The sequence below is a fragment of the Cupriavidus sp. YR651 genome (assembly GCF_900101625.1).
Lineage (GTDB): Bacteria > Pseudomonadota > Gammaproteobacteria > Burkholderiales > Burkholderiaceae > Cupriavidus.
In genome coordinates, this window is the sequence record NZ_FMYZ01000007.1 from 75,167 (window position 1) to 94,340 (window position 19,174).

At 67.1% G+C, this 19,174-nt stretch carries 14 protein-coding genes; 8 read left to right on the forward strand and 6 right to left on the reverse strand.

All coding sequences use genetic code 11. The features are described from left to right. Window positions 1-124: 124 nt before the first annotated feature. Entirely contained in the window at window positions 125-2,014 is a 1,890-nt protein-coding gene (gene edd / locus BLR29_RS19540) for a phosphogluconate dehydratase (protein WP_092138695.1), read from the reverse strand. Window positions 2,015-2,287: 273 nt separating this feature from the next. Here edd and BLR29_RS19545 point away from each other — a divergent pair, with 273 nt between their 5' ends. Further along, window positions 2,288-3,370, forward strand: coding sequence for a MurR/RpiR family transcriptional regulator (locus BLR29_RS19545; RefSeq protein ID WP_255371327.1), 1,083 nt, complete (start codon window positions 2,288-2,290; stop codon window positions 3,368-3,370). A gap of 55 nt (window positions 3,371-3,425) precedes the next feature. On the opposite strand, the gene BLR29_RS19550 is transcribed toward BLR29_RS19545, so the two are convergent. The 4 genes from BLR29_RS19550 to BLR29_RS19565 form a co-directional block, all read right to left on the reverse strand. Further along, window positions 3,426-6,257: a ComEC/Rec2 family competence protein gene (locus tag BLR29_RS19550; protein ID WP_092138696.1), complete on the reverse strand. Its 2,832-nt coding sequence runs from the start codon at window positions 6,255-6,257 to the stop codon at window positions 3,426-3,428. 124 nt (window positions 6,258-6,381) lie between these two features. Further along, complete coding sequence (locus BLR29_RS19555) at window positions 6,382-7,209, reverse strand: TatD family hydrolase (RefSeq protein WP_092138697.1); 828 nt, start codon at window positions 7,207-7,209, stop codon at window positions 6,382-6,384. 94 nt (window positions 7,210-7,303) lie between these two features. Then, complete coding sequence (gene lolD / locus BLR29_RS19560; RefSeq protein ID WP_092138698.1) at window positions 7,304-8,050, reverse strand: lipoprotein-releasing ABC transporter ATP-binding protein LolD; 747 nt, start codon at window positions 8,048-8,050, stop codon at window positions 7,304-7,306. Next, a complete protein-coding gene (locus BLR29_RS19565) occupies window positions 8,043-9,293 on the reverse strand; it encodes a lipoprotein-releasing ABC transporter permease subunit (protein WP_092138699.1) in 1,251 nt (416 codons plus the stop codon). Before BLR29_RS19565 ends, lolD begins: the two co-directional genes overlap by 8 nt. Window positions 9,294-9,395: 102 nt before the next feature. On the opposite strand from BLR29_RS19565, the gene BLR29_RS19570 reads away from it, so the two are divergent. Further along, a complete protein-coding gene (locus tag BLR29_RS19570) occupies window positions 9,396-10,547 on the forward strand; it encodes a hypothetical protein (RefSeq protein ID WP_092138700.1) in 1,152 nt (383 codons plus the stop codon). Between the two features lie 101 nt (window positions 10,548-10,648). Beyond that, entirely contained in the window at window positions 10,649-12,349 is a 1,701-nt protein-coding gene (recJ, locus tag BLR29_RS19575) for a single-stranded-DNA-specific exonuclease RecJ (RefSeq protein WP_092138701.1), read from the forward strand. Between the two features lie 106 nt (window positions 12,350-12,455). On the opposite strand, the gene BLR29_RS19580 is transcribed toward recJ, so the two are convergent. Continuing rightward, a complete protein-coding gene (locus tag BLR29_RS19580) occupies window positions 12,456-13,190 on the reverse strand; it encodes a M23 family metallopeptidase (RefSeq protein WP_092138702.1) in 735 nt (244 codons plus the stop codon). 177 nt (window positions 13,191-13,367) lie between these two features. Here BLR29_RS19580 and prfB point away from each other — a divergent pair. The 5 genes from prfB (at window position 13,368) to BLR29_RS19605 (ending at window position 19,109) form a co-directional block, all read left to right on the forward strand. Then, a protein-coding gene (prfB, locus tag BLR29_RS19585; RefSeq protein WP_143018483.1) for a peptide chain release factor 2 occupies window positions 13,368-14,472 on the forward strand; the annotation gives its coding sequence in 2 pieces (ribosomal slippage) (window positions 13,368-13,448 and window positions 13,450-14,472; 1,104 coding nt in all). A gap of 92 nt (window positions 14,473-14,564) precedes the next feature. Then, the gene (locus tag BLR29_RS19590) at window positions 14,565-15,323 is read left to right on the forward strand and encodes an SDR family oxidoreductase (protein WP_092138703.1); all 759 of its coding nucleotides are present in this window, start codon (window positions 14,565-14,567) and stop codon (window positions 15,321-15,323) included. A 42-nt stretch (window positions 15,324-15,365) separates the two neighbouring features. Further along, the gene (lysS, locus tag BLR29_RS19595; protein WP_092138704.1) at window positions 15,366-16,898 is read left to right on the forward strand and encodes a lysine--tRNA ligase; all 1,533 of its coding nucleotides are present in this window, start codon (window positions 15,366-15,368) and stop codon (window positions 16,896-16,898) included. 277 nt (window positions 16,899-17,175) lie between these two features. After that, entirely contained in the window at window positions 17,176-17,964 is a 789-nt protein-coding gene (locus tag BLR29_RS19600; RefSeq protein ID WP_092138705.1) for a glycine zipper 2TM domain-containing protein, read from the forward strand. A gap of 110 nt (window positions 17,965-18,074) precedes the next feature. Further along, on the forward strand, window positions 18,075-19,109 hold the full coding sequence (locus BLR29_RS19605; protein ID WP_255371328.1) for a hypothetical protein: 1,035 nt from the start codon (window positions 18,075-18,077) through the stop codon (window positions 19,107-19,109). The last annotated feature ends 65 nt before the right edge of the window (window positions 19,110-19,174 follow it).

The window sequence follows — 19,174 nt, forward strand, 5'->3', positions numbered from 1 at the left end:
GGATGGTGGTGCCATCCTTGTCGGTAGCCTTCGAGCGCACGGAAAGTGGCGCGAAGGTGCCCTTGGGGCAACATCCGCGCCCCAAGGGAATACGAGAAATCGGAAAACGGGACTGAGCGCCCGGCTATTGTGCGACTTGTCCTGCTGTTTGGACAGCGGGCACTGCAGCATCGGCCTCGGACAGGTCCATGGCGCTGCCGCCCTCCTCCGCGACGCGGGCATGGCGCCGGAACAGGCCGAACAGCCCGCGGCCCATGCTGAAGCGCGAGAAGTCATCGACCGGCGCCGCGACCGGTGTGCGCGCGGCAAACTCGGCCTGTGCCGCCGCATCGCCAAGCCATTCCAGCGTGCCTGCGACGGCATCCACGCGGATCAAGTCGCCATCGCGCACCCGCGCGAGCGGGCCGCCGGCCAGCGCTTCGGGGCCGACGTGGATCACGGCCGGCACCTTGCCGGACGCGCCCGACATACGGCCATCGGTCACCAGCGCCACCTTGTGGCCGGCGTCCTGGAGCGCGCCCAGCGCGGGCGTCAGGCGGTGCAGCTCCGGCATGCCATTGGCATTCGGCCCCTGGAAGCGCACTACCGCAATGACGTCGCGATCCAGCTCGCCGCCCTCAAAGGCCGCCTGCAGCGCTTCCTGCGAATCGAAGACGCGAGCCGGAGCTTCCACCACGCGGTGTTCGTCCGCCACGGCCGAAACCTTGATCACGCCGCGCCCGAGATTGCCGGCCATCAGCCGCAGGCCGCCTTCCGCCGAGAACGGTGCGGATGCCGGGGCCAGCACGGCGGTATCGCCACTCGTGGTCGGGCCGTCGCGCCAGCGCAGGGCGCCGTCGGTCATCACCGGCTCCTCCGTGTAGCGCGCCAGGCCCGGACCGGCGACCGTCTGCACATCCTCGTGCAGCAGGCCGGCCTCAAGCAATTGGCCGATGACGTAGGCCACGCCGCCGGCGGCGTGGAAGTGGTTCACGTCAGCCGAGCCATTCGGGTAGACGCGCGCCAGCAACGGCGTCACGGCGGACAGGCGGTCGAAATCATTCCAGTCGATGACGATGCCAGCCGAGCGTGCCATGGCCACCAGGTGGATCGTGTGGTTGGTGGAACCGCCCGTGGAGAGCAGGCCGACCATCGCGTTGACGACGGCGCGTTCGTCGACGATCCTGGCGAGCGGCGTGTACTCCTTGCCACGTGCGATCAGCGCCAGCGCACGCTGAGCTGCCGCCACCGTCAGCGCATCGCGCAGGCCGCTGTCCGGATGCACGAAAGCCGAGCCCGGCAGGTGCAGGCCCATGATTTCCATCAGGAACTGGTTGCTGTTGGCGGTGCCGTAGAACGTGCAGGTGCCAGCACCGTGATAGGCGGCGCACTCGGCTTCCAGCAGCGCGTCCCGGCCCACCTGGCCCGTGGCATAGAGCTGGCGCACGCGCGCCTTTTCCTTGTTCGACAGGCCCGAAGCCATCGGGCCGGCCGGCACGAACACGATCGGCAGATGCCCGAACTGCAGCGCGCCCATCAGCAGGCCCGGCACGATCTTGTCGCAGACGCCAAGCATCAGGGCTGCGTCGAACGTGTTGTGCGACAGCGCAACCGCGGTGCCCATGGCGATGGCGTCGCGCGAAAACAGCGACAACTCCATGCCCGCATTGCCCTGCGTGATGCCATCGCACATTGCCGGCACGCCGCCCGCCACCTGCGCCACGCCACCCACCGCACGCGCGGCCTCGCGGATCACGGCAGGGTAACGCTCGTACGGCTGGTGCGCCGACAGCATGTCGTTGTAGGCGGTGACGATGCCGAGGTTCGGGGCATGCTCGACGCGCAGCTTGAGCTTGTCGTCGGCGGGCAGCGCGGCGTATCCGTGTGCCAGGTTGGCACAGGACATCCCGCGCAGCGGCCCGAGTTCCTGCTGCGCCCGCTCGCACCGGGCGAGATAGGCGGCGCGGCTGGCACGGCTGCGTTCGATGATGCGTTGCGTAACGGCAGATACCTCGGCGTGAACGGCTTGGGACATGGCGGCTATGTTCCTGGTGGGGCGCCGGGCGGCAAGAACAGCCACCCGATCTGTAGATTTTCTACATTATATCCACGGCCCAAGCGACGTCGGAAGTTCGTTTCCCCGAAAATATGACGTAGCGCCCGCAAATTCGGGAAAGCCCTAGGTATCCCAACCCACCAAACCGCCTCAGATCAAATGACGTTCTGTGTAGAATCTCTACATTTTCAGAACCCCGGTCATGGCCGCATACGATGGCCAGCCCAGCCCGACACCCTGCACGACCCGACCATGCGCGACCGAATTCTTGCCGTCTATGACACGCTCCGCCCCTCCGAACGTCGCCTTGCCGACTACGTCGCCCGGCACGGCGCCAGCGTGATCCGTCTTTCGATGCCGGAACTGGCGGAGCGCGCCGGCGTCTCGCAACCGACCATCGCGCGCTTCTGCGCGGCGCTCGGCTATGACGGCTTCAAGGAGTTCAAGCTTCAGTTTGCCCAGAACGTCGGTGGCGGCACGCCATTCGTGCATCAGGATGTGAAGGCAGACGACCGCCCCGCCGACATCGCCGGCAAGGTCTTCGACCGCACCATCGCCACGTTGATGAGCGTCCGCAACGCGCTGTCCGCAGACCAGATCGAGCACGGCATCCGGCTGCTGGCCAGCGCGCGCCGCATCGAGTTCTACGGCTGCGGCAATTCCGGCATCGTCGCGCTGGACATCCAGCACAAGTTCTTCCGCCTCGGCATTCCCACCACGGCCTATTCCGATTCGCACGTCTTCAGCATGTCCGCCGCGCTGTTGCGGCCGGGCGACGTGGCCGTGCTGGTCTCCAACAGCGGCCGCACTTGGGACATGCTGACTGCCGCCACGCTCGCCCGCGCCAGCGGCGCCAGTGTGCTGGCGCTCACGCACAGCGGATCTCCGCTGGCCCGTCTGGCCGACGTCTGTGTGTTCTCCGACGTGGAAGAAGACAGCGAGGTCTACACGCCGATGACCTCGCGTATCTGCCACCTGGTGCTCGGCGACGTTCTGGCGGCCGGCGTGGCGCTCGAACGCGCGGACGCGGTGGCCGCCGGACTGCAACGCGCCAAGGCGCATCTGCGCGAGCGCCGTATTGCCGGCGCGGAACCGGCCCAACTCGCACCGCAGGAGGCCGCCGGCGTTGCGGCAAGCACTGCGCGGGATTCCGCTTCAACCGACGCAGCTACCACCGCGTCGACCACCGCATCCGTGCCGGCCCGAACCGGCCGTGCCGCCGCCGCTCCCGGCAAGGCGATCAGGACCGCTGACGCCCGCAGTCGCACAGCTAGCACCAGCGCCATGGGAGCCAGCCCCGCCCCGCGCCGCACGCGCAAGCAGACGACGCGCTGATCCCGGGCTCCGCCCGAGCCATCCCGCTGGCCGCCGCGCGCGTCTGGCGGCGCCCCTAGCGCGGCGCCGGGGGCGCATCGCGCCAGTACCGGCGCACCTGCTGCCGGTACGTCGACACGACATGGTGCCCGCCACGCGTGACAACCGTGACCGCACCAGTCTCGTCCGCCCGGAACCGGGCGATGCCTGCCCGTTCGTACCGCTTCCACACGTCATCGCGCGGATGGCGATACCGGTTCGCGTATCCCAGCTGGAACACTGCCGCTTGCGGCCGCACGGCACGCAGGAACGCCGCTCCCGACGACGTGCCACTGCCGTGATGCGGCACCAGCAGAATGTCCGCACGGAGCTGATGCGGTGGCACGCGGGCGACCAGCGCGCGCTCCTCGCGTTCACCGATGTCGCCGGTCAGCAGCATGCTGCGATGTGCCGTGGCCACGCGCAGCACGCAGCTGCGAGCGTTGCTGGCCAGCCGCCCATTGGCAAGATCGGCTTCTGACGGATGCAAGATGGCAAAGCTCACACCGTCCCAGACCCATTCCCCGCCAGCCATGCATGGCTTCCAGCTTTCACCCCTTTTACCCCTTTCGCCCCTTTTTCCAGCCACGTTCGCCAGTAACGGATGCGCAAGCGGCGCCCCGGTCAGACGGGCACCTACCGGCACCATGGCCAGCAGATCGCGCACGCCACCGGCGTGATCGGCGTCCTCATGGCTGACCATCAGCAGGTCAAGCCGCCGGACGCCAGCCGCCCGCAGGAACGGCACGATGACCTGCCCACCCGCGCTCGTGCCTGATGCATACGCTGGCCCGGCGTCATACAGCAGCGCGTGGGAGCGCGTTTCCACAAGCACGGCCGTGCCCTGCCCCACGTCGAGCGCGGTCACACGGAATTCCCCCGGTGCCACGGGGTCGCGCCCGGCCACGAGCATTGGCAACATCAGCAGCACCCCTTGCCAGCGTGGCGGCAAGTGTGCGCGCCACGGCGGCGCCGATCCGGAGGTCGATCCGGAGGTCGATCCGGAGGTCGATCCGGAGGTCGATCCAGATGTCGATCCACAGGTCACCCTCGCAAGCAAGCCAACAGCCGATCTGATTACCGATCTGAAAGCCAATCTAGGCGCCGATCTGAGGGTTGATCTGAAAGCCGATCTGGATGCCAGTCTGGTGGCAAATCTTGCAACCAGCCCGGACACCAACCCGGTCGTCGATGGCACCTTCGCTCCCCCTTGAGCGCTCACACCTGGGGTCGCCCGCGGCGCCAGCACGACCACCACACCCGACAACGCCAGCGCCAAGGCAACCGGGCCGGGGTGCGCCGCTTCCCACACCGCCCACGTGGGCGTTGCCAGCCATGCGAGAGCCGCCACCAGCCACGCCATCAACTCATGCGCGACCGCCAGCAATGGCGTCGCCCACGCCAGCGGCAGCACCGCCCCCACAAGCGCCATCGGCGTGACCAGCAGGCTGACCACCGGGATCGCCATCGCATTGGCAATACACGACACCACGGAAACCTGCCCAAACAACAGCAACGTCAGTGGCACCAGTCCGATCGTCACAGCCCATTGCGTGCGCGCGGCCTCCACCAGCAGCGCGCGTCCCCGTGCCTGCCAGCCCTCAGGGGGCGGCGCCCGCTCACGTCGGGCCGCCAGGAAGATCACCGCCACGGCACCGAACGACAGCCAGAACCCTGGTGACATCACCGCCCACGGGTCGATCGCCACAGCGATGCCCGCCGCCCACGCGAGCACAACCGAGGCCGGCGGCGCACGACCAACCCAAAGCGCCAGCGCGGCGACGGCCAGCATCGTTACCGTGCGTAGCGCCGGAACCTGCATGCCGGCAATCAGCCCGTACCCGAGCGCTGCCAGCACCGCCGCAACCAATGCCGCCTGTTGGGCGGGCCAGATCAGCGGCAGTGGCCGCCCCAAGTACCGCCCGAGGCCGAGTGAGTGCGCCCACAAACGATGCGCCAACGCCCCCAACGCACCTGAGATCATCGTGATGTGCAGCCCGGAGATGCTGACCAGATGCGCAATCCCCGTACGTCGGAAAACCTCCCAGTCGGCCTGTGCGATGCCGTGCTGATCGCCGACCACCAGCGCCACCAGGACCGCGCCAAATCGCGCCTCGTCCGGCAGCGCCGCACGAAGATGGTCGCGCAGCCGGGCACGCCATGCGTCGATGCGAATCGCCAATGGCATCGGCGCCTGCATGGACGGTGTCGTCTCCAAGATGGGCACCGCATGGCGGACGTGTCCTGTCGCGCCCACCCCGGCCGCCAGTAGCCAGTATGCATAGTCAAACCCGTGCGGATTGGCCAGTCCGCGCGGCCGGCGCAGCCGCACGGTCAGTCGGTAGCGCTGTCCCGGCTGCAGCGCTTCGGGCGGCTCGCGCCAACTCAGGAGCAAACGCTCCGGCAAGCCCACCGGTTCCTCGCCGTCCGGTCCCACCGTACCTACCGCCGCACCTGACGCCGTACCTGATGCCGTATGTGCGGCTCTACCTGATTGATTGCCCCCCGTAGGCATGAAAAGAAATCGCGCGCCATGCTCGGCCATATCCGGCAGCCCCGCCACGACGCCCTCGACCGAAATATCCCGTTCCGCCAGCGCGGCATGGAGCCAATCCCCAAGTCGGGCTTCCGCACGCCACGCACCCCACCCGAATCCGGCCGCCATCGCCATGACCACCACCGCCGCCCGCATATCCCATGGCGTCAATGCCGGGCCGCACCCACCCCGTGGCCCCACCCTCCGCCAACGCGCTGCCCACCACACACCCGCCCCGCCCATTACGCTCGCCCACGACCACCACGCCGGCAATGCGGCCTGCTGCTGGAGCAGCCAGCATCCCGCCGCGAAAGCCAGCAGCACAGCACGCATCGCACCTCCCGGCACACAACTCCGATGGCGTATTTGTACAGCGAAGGAATGGGGTCAAACGTGTCCGACGGATACGCTTGTGTGGCAGATGGTTAAATCGGCGACGGAGGTCTTGTGCCGCCGCTCAGCGCGGGGCCATGATGTCGGCAAACGTCGCCAGCCGCGGCAGCGCGGCCACCGAATTGCGCCACATGATGTCGGCCAGCGCGCGCTCTGGCACGCCGCGCAGCTCGCCCAGCACGCGCGCAACACCCGCCACCTCGCCCGGCGTGTTGCGGGCCTTGTGCTGCTCGCCGAACTGGTCGTCGGATAGCCAGGCTGGCGCGATATCGGGCGCGTCGGTTTCCAGCACGAGGCTCTCGAGCGGCAAGTCCGTGGCCAGCCGGCGGATCTGTCGCGCGCGACTGAAGGTCAGGTTGCCGCCGAAGCCGAGCTTCATGCCGTGATCGACAAAGCGGCGCGCCTGCTCGTGGCTGCCGTTGAAGGCGTGCGCGATGCCTTGCCGGACACCCACCCGGCGCAGTTGCGCGTACACCTGGTCCTGCGACTTGCGAACGTGCAGCAATACCGGCAGGTCGAACTCGCGCGCGACCTTGAGTTGTTCGGCGTAAAGCCAGGTCTGGTGGGCGGCGTCCAGCCCCGGGACGAAGAAGTCGAGGCCAATCTCGCCGATGGCGACAAAGCGTGGGTCGTCCATCGACATCGCCACCTGGCGCCGCAGCTCGTCCACGTCGGACTGCCCCGCACCCGGCGAGCAGAGCGGGTGGATGCCGAGCGCATAGACGCAATGCGAGCCGTTGCCGGCCAGCGCGCGCACGGCGTCGAAGTTGGAAACCGCCACGGCGGGCAGCACGATGCCGGACACCCCTGCTTCGAGGGCGGCCGCCGTCACGCGGTCGCGGTCGTCATCGAATTCGCTGGCGTCAAGATGGCAATGCGTGTCGATCCACATGGCGGGGGCGTGGCCGGTGAGGTGACGGAAAAATGGTCAGGAAAACTAGCGGGATAAGTCGTAACGGGAAAAGTGGCCGATCAAGGCAAACCGGTCAGCGCTCGCGATGCAGGTGCCCGTCGCGCAGGCGCAGAACGCGGTCGCATCGCCCAGCCAGATCCTGGTCGTGGGTGACGATGACGAAGCTCGTGCCAAGCGTCTGCGACAGTTCCAGCATCAGGTCATACACGCCGCCCGCAGTGTGGTCGTCGAGGTTGCCGGTCGGCTCGTCAGCCAGCACGCAGGCCGGCTGGCCAACCAGCGCACGCGCGACGGCCACGCGCTGCCGCTCGCCGCCGGACAGCTCGCCGGGCCGGTGTTTCGCGCGGCCACCGAGACCCACGCGGTCGAGCATGGCCTGCGCGGCGGCGCGCGCCTCATGCTCCTTCAGGCCGCGGATACGCATCGGCATGGCTACGTTATCGAGCGCGGTGAACTCCGGCAGCAGGTGATGGAACTGGTACACAAAGCCCAGCGCGCGGTTGCGGACGATATTGCGTTCACTTTCGCGCAGCGCCGTGAACGGCTTGCCGAGGAGCGCCACCCGACCGGCGTCCGGGTTGTCGAGCCCGCCCAGTACGTGGAGCAACGTGGACTTGCCCGAGCCGGACGCGCCGACGATGGCGACCTTCTCGCCTGCGTCCACGCGCACGTCGACGCCGCGCAGCACCTCGACGTCGAGCCCGCCCTGATGGAAGCGCTTGGTCAGGCCTTCGGCCACCAGCACCGGGGTACCGGACTGCACCTTCAATCCGGGCACGCCCGGCACCGTGGTTTCCTGGAGCAGCGTGGTCTCACTCATAGCGCAGCGCCTCCGCCGGATTGACGCGCGAGGCGCGCCAGCTGGGGTAGATCGTGGCCAGCGTGGCCAGCACGAAGGAGATGATGCCGATGGTGGCGATGTCGTTCACGCGGGGATCCGAGGGCAATTCGCTGATGAAGTAGATGTCTTTAGGCAGGAACTGCACGTGCAGCAACCGCTCGATGAAAGGCACGATCACGTCGATATTGGTCGCGATCAGCGTGCCGCCCAGCACGCCGAGCAGCGTGCCGATAAACCCGATGGCCACGCCCTGCACGATGAAGATCTTCATGATCGAGCGCGGCTGCGCGCCCATCGTGCGGAGGATGGCGATGTCCGCCTGCTTGTCGGTCACCGTCATGACCAGCGTGGAGACCAGATTGAAAGCCGCCACCGCGATGATCAGCGTCAGGATGATGAACATCATGCGCTTCTCGGTCTGCACGGCGGCAAACCAGTTGCGGTTCTGCTTGGACCAGTCGCGCAGGTAGAGGTCGCCGGTCATCGTCCCGGCCAGGGACTCGGCTACCTGCGGGGCGCGCTGCATATCCGACAGCTTGAGCCGCACGCCGGTGGGACCGGGCTGGCGGAACAGCGTCTCGGCGTCCTGGATGTCGATCAGCGCCAGCGCGCTGTCGAATTCATAGTGACCGGAGGAAAACACGCCAACGACGGTGAACTGCTTGAGCCGCGGCAGCACACCTGCCGGGGTGATGGTGCCCTGCGGCGCCACCAGCGTGACCTTGTCGCCCACGCGCACGCCCATGGCATTGGCCAGCTCATTGCCCAGCGCGATGCCGAAACCACCGGGCACCAGCGCGTTCATGTTGCCGGCACGGAACTGATTGCCGATGTCGGAGACCTTCGGCTCCTCGGCAGGGTCCACACCGCGCAGCAGCACGCCGCGTACGGCGTCTTCGCGCGTGAGCATGGCCTGCGCCGCCACGTAGGGCGCGGCGCCAATGACTTCCTTGTTTTGCATCGCTTCGGCGGCGGTCTTCTGCCAGTCCGGCAATGCCGTCGGGCCGATGACCTCGATGTGCGACAAGACCGACAGCATCCGGTCTCGCACTTCCTTCTGGAAGCCGTTCATCACCGATAGCACGACGATCAGCGCCGCCACGCCGAGCGCGATGCCCAGCATCGAGATCATCGAGATGAACGAAATGAACGTGTTGCGACTGGCGCGCTTGCTTGCGCGGGTATATCGCCAGCCGATCTGCCACTCGTAGGGAAAGTTCAAGAGAAGTCCTGTTGTTCGGGGGATGCGCCGGTGGGCCGCCTTCGGCCGTCGGGTGACGGAAAACTGGCGCCGGCCAGCCGGAAGTTTACAATCTCGGCAACCATGATGACGCACCTGACCCTGATTGTGCCCTTTTCCGTCCCGCCCGGCGCCGGCGACGACGCCACGGACGATGTCGTGCCCGGCGCACTGCTGCGGCAGTTGGAGTTGCCGGCGCTCGGAAAGTTGCTGACCCGCGCGACGCCCGGCCCGCGCGAGCGGCACGACGATCCCTTCCTGCGCAGCCTGCCGCAGGAACGCTGGCTGGCCGGACGGGCTGGCCTGGACACCAAGCAGGTGCCGACTGCGCCCTATATGCGGCTGGCCGACCTGCGGCACGATGCCGCGGACGCCGCAGCGGGGACGAATGATATCGGAGCCGGCGGCGGCGCGGCCATTGACGAGCCGGCCTGGGCCTGCCTCCAGCCGGTCCATATCCACGCCGCGCGCGACCACCTGGTGCTGATGCATCCCGACCAGCTGGAAATCCGCCCCGATGAGGCCGCGGCACTGCGCGCCGCCATCGGGGACCTGCTGAGTGAATCCGACATCCTGCTCGACACTCCCCACCCCGCCCGCTGGTATGTGCCCGAAGCGACGTTTGGCGATCTGGACGCCACCACGCCAGTGCGGGCCACGGGCCGCAATATCGATATCTGGATGCAGGCCGGCGCGCGGGCGCGCGACTGGCGGCGGCTCCAGAACGAGATCCAGATGACGTGGCACGACCACCCGGTCAACCAGGCCCGCGAGGCCGAGGGCCGACTGCCGATCAATTCGGTCTGGCTGCACGGCGGCGGCAAACGCGTGCCCGTGAAGCCGCTGGCCGGCACAGTGCTGACCGACGACCCGTTCCTGGCCGGCCTGGCTCTGGCCGGTGGCAGCCAACTGGGCCCGCAACCGGCACGCTTTGTGGACATTGCGAACACCGACGGCGATGTGCTGGCGATGCTCGACACCGCCACCGAAGCGCATATTGCCCAGGACTGGGGTCTGTGGATCGAACAGATGCACGCGCTTGACGCCGATTGGTTCGCGCCGGCGCTGGCCGCGCTGGTAGACGGCAAGATTCAGGCAGTCACGCTGGTGCTAGGCGGCGAGAATCATTTTGCCGAATTCACCGTGCGGCGCGGGGACTTGCGCAAGTTCTGGCGCGGCCTGGGTCCGCGCGGCGACTGGCGCGCGCTGCTGTCCGATCTGGCGATGGCCGCCTGATGGCCGCCTGAGCCCGTCGCCCAGCCCCCGGCCATCGCCCGTCCGCCATCGCGCCCCCGCATCGCTCCCGAATATCGCAGAACCGTTTCGAACGACCAACCATGACCCGGATCGCCGTCCGCCCCTACTCCGACGCCCACGCCAGCACGCTGGCCGCATCGGGACTCCACCCCACGCTCGCCCGCATCCTGTCGGCGCGCGGTGTGCTGCATCCGTCCGAGCTGGCCACGGATCTGCCTGAGCTGTCACCGCCGTCGTCCATGAAAGGCATCGGCCACGCGGCCGAATACCTGGCGGATGCCATTGCGGCCCATCGCAAACTGCTGATCGTCGCCGACTACGACTGCGACGGCGCCACCGCCTGCGCGGTCGGCGTACGCGGCCTGCGGATGCTCGGCGCACACGTGGACTTCATCGTCCCGAACCGCTTCGAGTACGGCTACGGCCTGACGCCGGAGATTGTGGAGCTGGCCGCGCAGCAGCGGCCGGATGTGATCGTGACCGTCGACAACGGCATCGCGAGCGTCGACGGCGTGGCTGCGGCCAATGCGCGTGGCATCGATGTCGTGGTCACCGACCACCACCTGCCCGGCGCGGTACTGCCGGACGCCGCCGTGATCGTCAACCCGAACCAGCCCGGTTGCGAGTTTCCGAGCAAGAACCTGGCGGGCGTGGGCGTGATGTTCTACGTGCTGCTGGCGCTGAGGGCGGAGCTGCGCAAGCGCGGCGTCTACACGCAGGCCACCCAGCCGCCTTTGCAGACGCTGCTGGACCTGGTGGCGCTGGGTACCGTGGCCGATGTGGTCAAGCTGGATAGCAACAACCGGATCCTCGTGGCGCAGGGTCTGCGCCGGATGCGCGCGGGCCGCATGCACCCGGGCGTGGCCGCGCTGTTCCGCGCCGCCGGGCGCGAGGCGCCGCGCGCCAATACGTTCGACCTCGGCTTCGGCCTGGGCCCACGCCTGAATGCGGCCGGCCGGCTGGCCGACATGTCGCTCGGCATCGAATGCCTGCTAACCGACGACCCGAACCGCGCCTGGGACATCGCCCAGGAACTGGATGGCATGAATCGCGAGCGGCGCGACATCGAGGCCGGCATGCAGCAGGAAGCGCTGCAGATCCTCGAGCAGCCGCTGGCGGGGCTGGACCCGGCGTCACGCTACACCGTCAGCGTGTTCAACGACACGTGGCACCAGGGCGTGATCGGCATCGTCGCCTCCCGCCTGAAAGAGAAGTTCCACCGGCCGACGATCACGTTCGCGCCGGGGGATGACGAACATATCAAGGGCTCGGGCCGCTCGATTCCCGGGTTCCATCTGCGCGACGCGCTGGACCTGGTGTCCAAGCGCCATCCGGGCCTGCTGGTCAAGTTCGGCGGCCACGCGATGGCGGCGGGCATGACGCTGCGCGCCAGGGATTTCGACACCTTCATGGCCGCCTTCGAAGCCGTGGGCCGCGAATGGCTGAGCGAAGAGCAACTGGCGCGGGTGATCGAGACCGATGGCGACATCGAGGATGCCTGCTTCAGCCCGGAATTCGTAACGCTGCTGGAAGGCCAGGTGTGGGGCCAGGGATTTCCTCCGCCGACGTTCTGCGGGGAGTTCGACGTGCTGCGCCAGACCGTGCTCAAGGGCAAGCATCTGAAACTGCAGCTTGGGCGCGGCAGCCAGCGCTTTGACGCGATCTGGTTCAACCACGCGGATGCGCTGGATGGCGCCAGCGCGACAGTGGCCTATCGGCTGGACAACAACACGTTCAACGGCGTCACGCGCGTCCAGCTGGTGATCGAACACGCGCAATAACGTCATGGCGCGATAGGGTGATGGGGCGATGGCGCCATCGCCGGGAATCGCCGGAAATCACCGGAGGTGGCCGGCAGATTCCGGCAACCTCCGGCTGTGCGCCGGCTCAGCCGCGCGACGGCAGGTAGTCGGCCGGATTCACCGGCTTGCCGTTGCCGCGCACCTCGAAGTGCAGTTCGGCGGCCGAGGCCATGCTCCCAATCTCCTGCCCCGTCGATACCCGGGCGCCCTCCTTCACCAGCGGCTTGTCCAGGTTGCCGTAGACCGTCAACCAGTCGTCGCTGTGCTTGAGGATCACCAGCATCCCGTAGCCGCGCAGCGTGCCGACGTGGATCGCCCAGCCGGCGGCGGCGGCGCGGACCGTGCCGTTGGCCGGGACCTCGATCCGTAGCCCCTTTTCCGAAGGCAGCGAGAAGCGTCCGGTGACGCGGCCATCGGCCGGCCATTGCAGCTTGATGGCGCTGGCAGGCGGCTTCAACGGCGTGGTATCGGCTTGTGCCGCCCTGGCCGCCTTGTCGGCATTGTCGGCCCTGGCGGCCGAGGACGATCCCCCCGCGCCGGCTGGCGGCCGGACGCGGATCAGTTGCCCGACTTCGATCTGGTTGGTGCTCGGCAAATCGTTCCAGCGCGAGAGCTCGGCCACCGATCGCTTGTTGCGGCGGGCGATCGAGTACAGCGTGTCGCCCCGCTCCACCCGGTAGAAGCCGTCGGGGGCGGGTTCGCCGGAAGTGGTGCCGCAGGCCGCCAGCACGGTGGTCAGGGCGGCAGCCATTGACGCCCCGGCCAGCCGGCCCAGTATGCGGCGTCGCGCCGCCACGATGTCATGGTTCGTTGCAGTCATGCGTTCGAGGTGACTCCTTGTTGTAGCCCGTATTCTCGCCGATGTGGCGCACCGACCCCGTTGTAGACCGTTCGCTGCGCGAACCGTTCGCGCCGCCGACGTCGCGCGCGGGCAAATCCACCCCGGATCCGCGGCGCCGATCCGCTATAATTCAAGGTTTTGAAGCGCAGGAACATCATGGAAGCAGAACGCCTTAACGCCATCTCCGGTGCCATCTCCGATCTCCGTTCCCGGACGGAAGATCTACGGGGGTATCTTTGACTACGATGTCAAAGTAGGACGCCTGGACGAAGTCAACGGGCTACTGGAAGACCCGGATGTCTGGAACAACCCAAAGCGGGCCCAGGATCTTGGCAAGGAAAAGAAAGCGCTCGAGGCCGTGGTACAGGTCCTCGGCAAGCTGACGGACGACCTTTCCGGCGCGGACGAGCTGTTCGAGCTCGCGCGCGAGGAAGGTGACGACGATACGCTCGAAGCCATCGAGGCCGACGTCAAGGGCTTCGAGGCCATCGTGGCGGACATGGAATTCCGCCGCATGTTCTCGGGCGAGATGGACCAGGCCAATGCGTTCATCGACATCCAGGCTGGCGCCGGCGGCACGGAAGCGTGCGACTGGGCGTCGATGCTGCTGCGCCAGTACCTGAAGTACTGCGAGCGCAAGGGCTTCAAGGCGGAGGTGCTGGAAGAATCCGAAGGCGACGTGGCGGGCATCAAGAGCGCCACGATCAAGATCGAAGGCGAGTACGCGTTCGGCTACCTGCGTACGGAAACCGGCGTGCACCGGCTGGTGCGCAAGTCGCCGTTCGATTCGTCGGGCGGCCGCCATACGTCGTTCTCGTCGGTGTTCGTGTACCCGGAAGTCGACGATTCGTTCGAGGTGGAAGTCAACCCGGCCGACCTGCGCGTGGATACCTACCGCGCCTCCGGCGCCGGTGGTCAGCACATCAACAAGACCGACTCCGCCGTCCGGATCACGCACATCCCCACCGGCATCGTCGTGCAGTGCCAGAACGACCGTTCGCAGCACCGCAACCGTGCCGAGGCCATGTCGATGCTGAAGTCGCGCCTGTACGAGCATGAAATGCGCAAGCGCCAGGCCGAGGCCGACAAGCTGGAAGCCGGCAAGACCGACGTGGGCTGGGGCCACCAGATCCGCTCGTATGTGCTGGACCAGAGCCGGATCAAGGACCTGCGTACCAACGTGGAAATGTCCAACACACAGAAGGTGCTGGACGGTGACCTCGACCCGTTCATCGAGGCCAGCCTGAAACAGGGCCTGTAGGCCAGCAACGCCTCCCGCCCGTGCGGGAGGCGTTTTCGAGTTCCCAAAACCGAAGCGGCACGCCGCCAACCACAACGACATTCCGGGGCACCATGAGCGCAGGAATCCATCTCTACATCGTCACCGGCGCCTCGCGCGGCCTGGGCGCCGCACTGACGCGCGCGCTGCTGAAGCCGGGCAACCGCGTCATCTGCGTGGCGCGCAGCCGCAGCCCCGAGCTGGAAGCCGAGGCCACGGCCAGCGGCGTTCCGGTGGCCTGGCACCTGCAGGACCTGTCGCAACCGGGCGCCGCGGCTGGCTGGCTGGGCAGCGTGCTGGACGCCGTGGATGACGCCCCGGCCAGCGTGACGCTGATCCTGAATGCCGGCGTGGTGGAACCGATTGGCCCGATCACCGAGCTGCACGAGACCACGCTGGTCCCGCACCTGCTGACCAACCTGGCCACGCCGATGACGATGACCGGCGCGTTCATCGAACACACCGCACGCCTCGACTGCCCGCGCAAGGTGCTCGGCATCTCTTCCGGTGCCGCGCGCAACCCGGTGCAGGGCTGGAGCGCCTACTGCACCGGCAAGGCCGGCCTGGACATGTTCATGCGCGCCGTTAACGCCGAATACGCCAGCATCCCCGAGCCGCGCACGGTGCGCGCGGTGGCCCTGGCCCCGGGCGTGGTGGATACCGGCATGCAGGAAACCATCCGCGGCGCGGACTTCGCCCAGGTGCAGCGCTTCCGTGACCTGAAGGCCAACGCGCAGCTGGCGTCGCCGGAAGAGACCGCGCAACGCATCGTCGCCTACCTGGCACGTCCGGACTTCGGCAAGACCGAGCTCGACGACATCCGCAATTACTGAACCGAACCCGCGCGGGCCTGGCCCGCGCCCGACCGAACCATCATGACCGAACCGACCCGCGCCCCAGCCGCCGACACGCCTGCCGTAGACGAGAACAAGATCATCGCTGAGCGGCGCGAGAAACTGCAGGCCCTGCGCCAGCAAGGCGTGGCCTTCCCCAACGATTTCCGCCCGACGCACCAGGCCGCCGCGCTGCACGCGCAGTATGGCGAGACCGACCAGCCCACGCTGGAAGCCAGTCCGGTGGAAGTGGCCATCGCCGGCCGCATGATGCTCAAGCGCGTGATGGGCAAGGCCAGCTTTGCCACCGTGCAGGACGGCAGCGGCCAGATCCAGTTCTACGTCACGCGCGACAAGGTGGGCGAGGACGTGTACGCCGCGTTCAAGCACTGGGACCTGGGCGACATCGTCAGCGCGCGCGGCGAACTGTTCCGCACCAACAAGGGCGAGTTGTCCGTGCAGGTGCGTGAGCTGCGCCTGCTGTCGAAATCCCTGCGCCCGCTGCCGGACAAGTTCCACGGCCTGGCCGACCAGGAAACCAAATATCGCCAGCGCTATGTGGACCTGATCGTCTCGCCCGAGACGCGCGCCACGTTCCGTGCCCGCACCAACGCCATCTCGTCGCTGCGTCGCCATATGGCCGACGCCGGCTTCATGGAAGTGGAAACGCCGATGCTGCACCCGATTCCCGGTGGCGCCGCGGCCAAGCCGTTCATCACGCACCACAATGCGCTGGACATGCAGATGTTCCTGCGTATCGCACCGGAGCTCTACCTCAAGCGTCTGGTCGTCGGCGGCTTCGAGCGTGTGTTCGAGATCAACCGCAACTTCCGTAACGAAGGGGTGAGCCCGCGCCACAACCCCGAGTTCACGATGATGGAGTTCTACGCGGCCTACACGGACTACCGCTGGCTGATGGACTTCACCGAGAACCTGATCCGCCAGGCCGCGATCGATGCGCGGGGCAGCGCCACCGTGACATACCAGGGTCGCGAACTGGATCTGGCCAAGCCGTTCCATCGCCTGACCATCTGCCAGGCCATCCAGAAGTTCGCGCCGGAGTACACCGACGCGCAACTGGCCGATGCCGACTTCCTGCGCACCGAACTGAAGAAGTTCGGCGTGAACACCGGCGCGCCGCAGTTCCTGAACGCGGGCCTGGGCACGCTGCAACTGGTGCTGTTCGAGGAAACGGCCGAAGCCCAGCTCTGGGAACCGACGTTCATCGTCGACTACCCGGTCGAGGTGTCGCCGTTGGCGCGTGCATCGGACACGGTGCCGGGGATCACGGAACGCTTCGAGCTGTTCATCACGGGCCGGGAGATCGCCAATGGCTTCTCGGAGCTCAACGATGCCGAGGACCAGGCCGACCGCTTCCGCAAGCAGGTCGAGCAGAAGGATGCGGGCGACGAGGAAGCGATGTACTTCGACGCCGACTACATCCGCGCGCTCGAGTACGGCATGCCCCCGACGGGTGGTTGCGGCATCGGCATCGACCGTCTGGTCATGCTGCTGACGGACAGCCCCAACATCCGCGACGTCATCCTGTTCCCGCACCTGCGCCGGGAAGACTGATCCGGACTGCCAATCGGCAAAAAGCAGAGAGAGATGACAAAAGCCCCGCCCCTCCGGCGGGGCTTTTTGCATTCCAGCGCGACAGCAGGCGACTGCACATGGCATGCCGGTTTGTTACAGCGGGGTCTGTAGGACGGCCACCGATATCGTTGCAACCCCATGATTTACCTGTGTTTTTGGCGCTACAGATGCTTACAAAATCAAACGGCAATCGTGCCCCGCTTCAGCCAAACTTGAGTGCATGGACCGGCTTGGCCGGTCGACAGGAGAACAACAAATGCAAAGCCCGGCGACTGTATCGTCTGCTTCGAAGGAATCCGTTCCGCCCCCCTCGCTGCCGCCGCAGCGACGTCTGCATCCGCTGGTCGGCGCGGCCGCCGTGGCGGTGGTGATCGCCAGCCTGACCGCGGTAGCCGCCGTGACCGGCGTGCTGCCCCTCGGCAAGGCGAATCAAGGACCGGCCTATGACCCGGCACCCTACGCCGCGCAGGCCCCGCAGCCCCTCACGTCATCCGGGTCATCCACGTCATCCCCGGCAAACCAGCCGAATCAGGCAAATCAGCCGAATCAGGTGAACGAGGCACTGCCACCGGGATCGACCACGCGTCCGCCGGCCTACGACATGCAGCAGGCCCAACTGGCGCAGAACGCTCAGAGCGCTCAGAACGCTGCGCCGCAACCCCCTGCCCAGCAGGCACAGCCCGAGCAGCGCCCGGTACCTGCCTCCAAGCCAAGCCACACCGCCGGCCGGGTCACCAATGTGACAACCATCGAGTCGGAGAAGCCCACCAGCGGCGTTGGCGCGGTGGGCGGTGCGGTGGTTGGCGGCCTGCTCGGCAATCAGATCGGCCACGGAAATGGCAGAATTCTCGGCACCGTCGCCGGTGCTGCCGCGGGCGGCTTCGCCGGCAACTATGTCGAGAAACGCGTGAACAAGGACAAGCAATATCGCGTAAGCGTGCAGATGGATGACGGCAGCCGCCGGACGTTCACTTACCAGAACCCGCCGGGGGTTGAGGTCGGCCAGCGTGTGCATATGGAGAAGGGGGTCCTGGTGACCGGCTAGCCGGTGTGGCATCACCGTGAGTTTTCGCACGAAAGGGTCGGCCTTGCGCCGGCCCTTTGTTGCTATGATGATCAGATCGACCGTCACCTTGACTACCCCCATCTCGGCTCATGATGCCTCGCGCCCCCGCCGAATCCAGCCACAGCAGGCAACGCCTTGCCGCGCGGGGGCTGGTACTGGCTGGCGGATTGTGGCTCGCGCTGGTATCACCCATGGCCTGCGGGCAGGAGTTGCTGCTGCTCGGGGGGGTGCAGTCCACCCACTCGGCAGGCGAGATGAGCTACGGCTACGCCTTCGCCTATCAGCACAACCTGAGCGAGCACTGGTACGCGACTTTCACCTACCTCAACGAGGGCCACGTCACCAATCATCATCGTGACGGCCACAGCGCACAGCTGTGGTGGCGCTACCTCGCCTTCGATCGCAAGCTGACGCTGGCCGTTGGCGCAGGTCCGTATCGCTACTTCGACACCACCGATCGCGACGCGAGCGGCTCCTCCGACAATCAGCACGGCTGGGGGATGCTGGCCAGCCTGGCTGCCACGTGGTACCTCGACGGCGGCCCGTGGATGCTCCAGGCCCGGTTCAACAGGGCGCAGACGCCTTCAAGCATCAAGACCAACACGTTCCTGCTCGGCGTGGGCTATCAGCTCGACCGCGGCGACCGCGGTGGCCCCTTGGTGCCGCCACCCGGCCGCACCGACGACGTGACGCAGAACGAGCTGACGGTGTTCCTGGGGCAGACCATCGTGAACACCTTCGACTCGGAAACGTCAGTGGCCAAAGCGGTCGAATACCGGCGCGGCCTCTGGCGGTATATGTCCGGCACGATCAGCTACATCAATGAGGGCGAAAGCAGCACGCTTCGCCGCAACGGCGTGGCCGCTCAGGCGTGGCTCGAGCGCGCGTTCTTTCACGACAAGCTGACCCTGGGCCTGGGCGTTGGACCGTATTACGCGATCGACCTGACCGAGAATGCCCGGAACCAGGGCAGCACCCCATCGCGCTGGTCCGGCCTGATGACCATGTCGGCCAGCTACCGGCTGGGCGAACACTGGCTAACGCGGCTGTCGTGGAATCGCACGGTCACGGGCTATGACCGCGATACCGACGTAATCCTGGCCGGCCTCGGGTATCGCTTCTGACCGACGGCCATGAAAAAAGGGGCGCGGCGATGGGCCGGCCCCTTTTTTCGATGTACTTCGTCAAT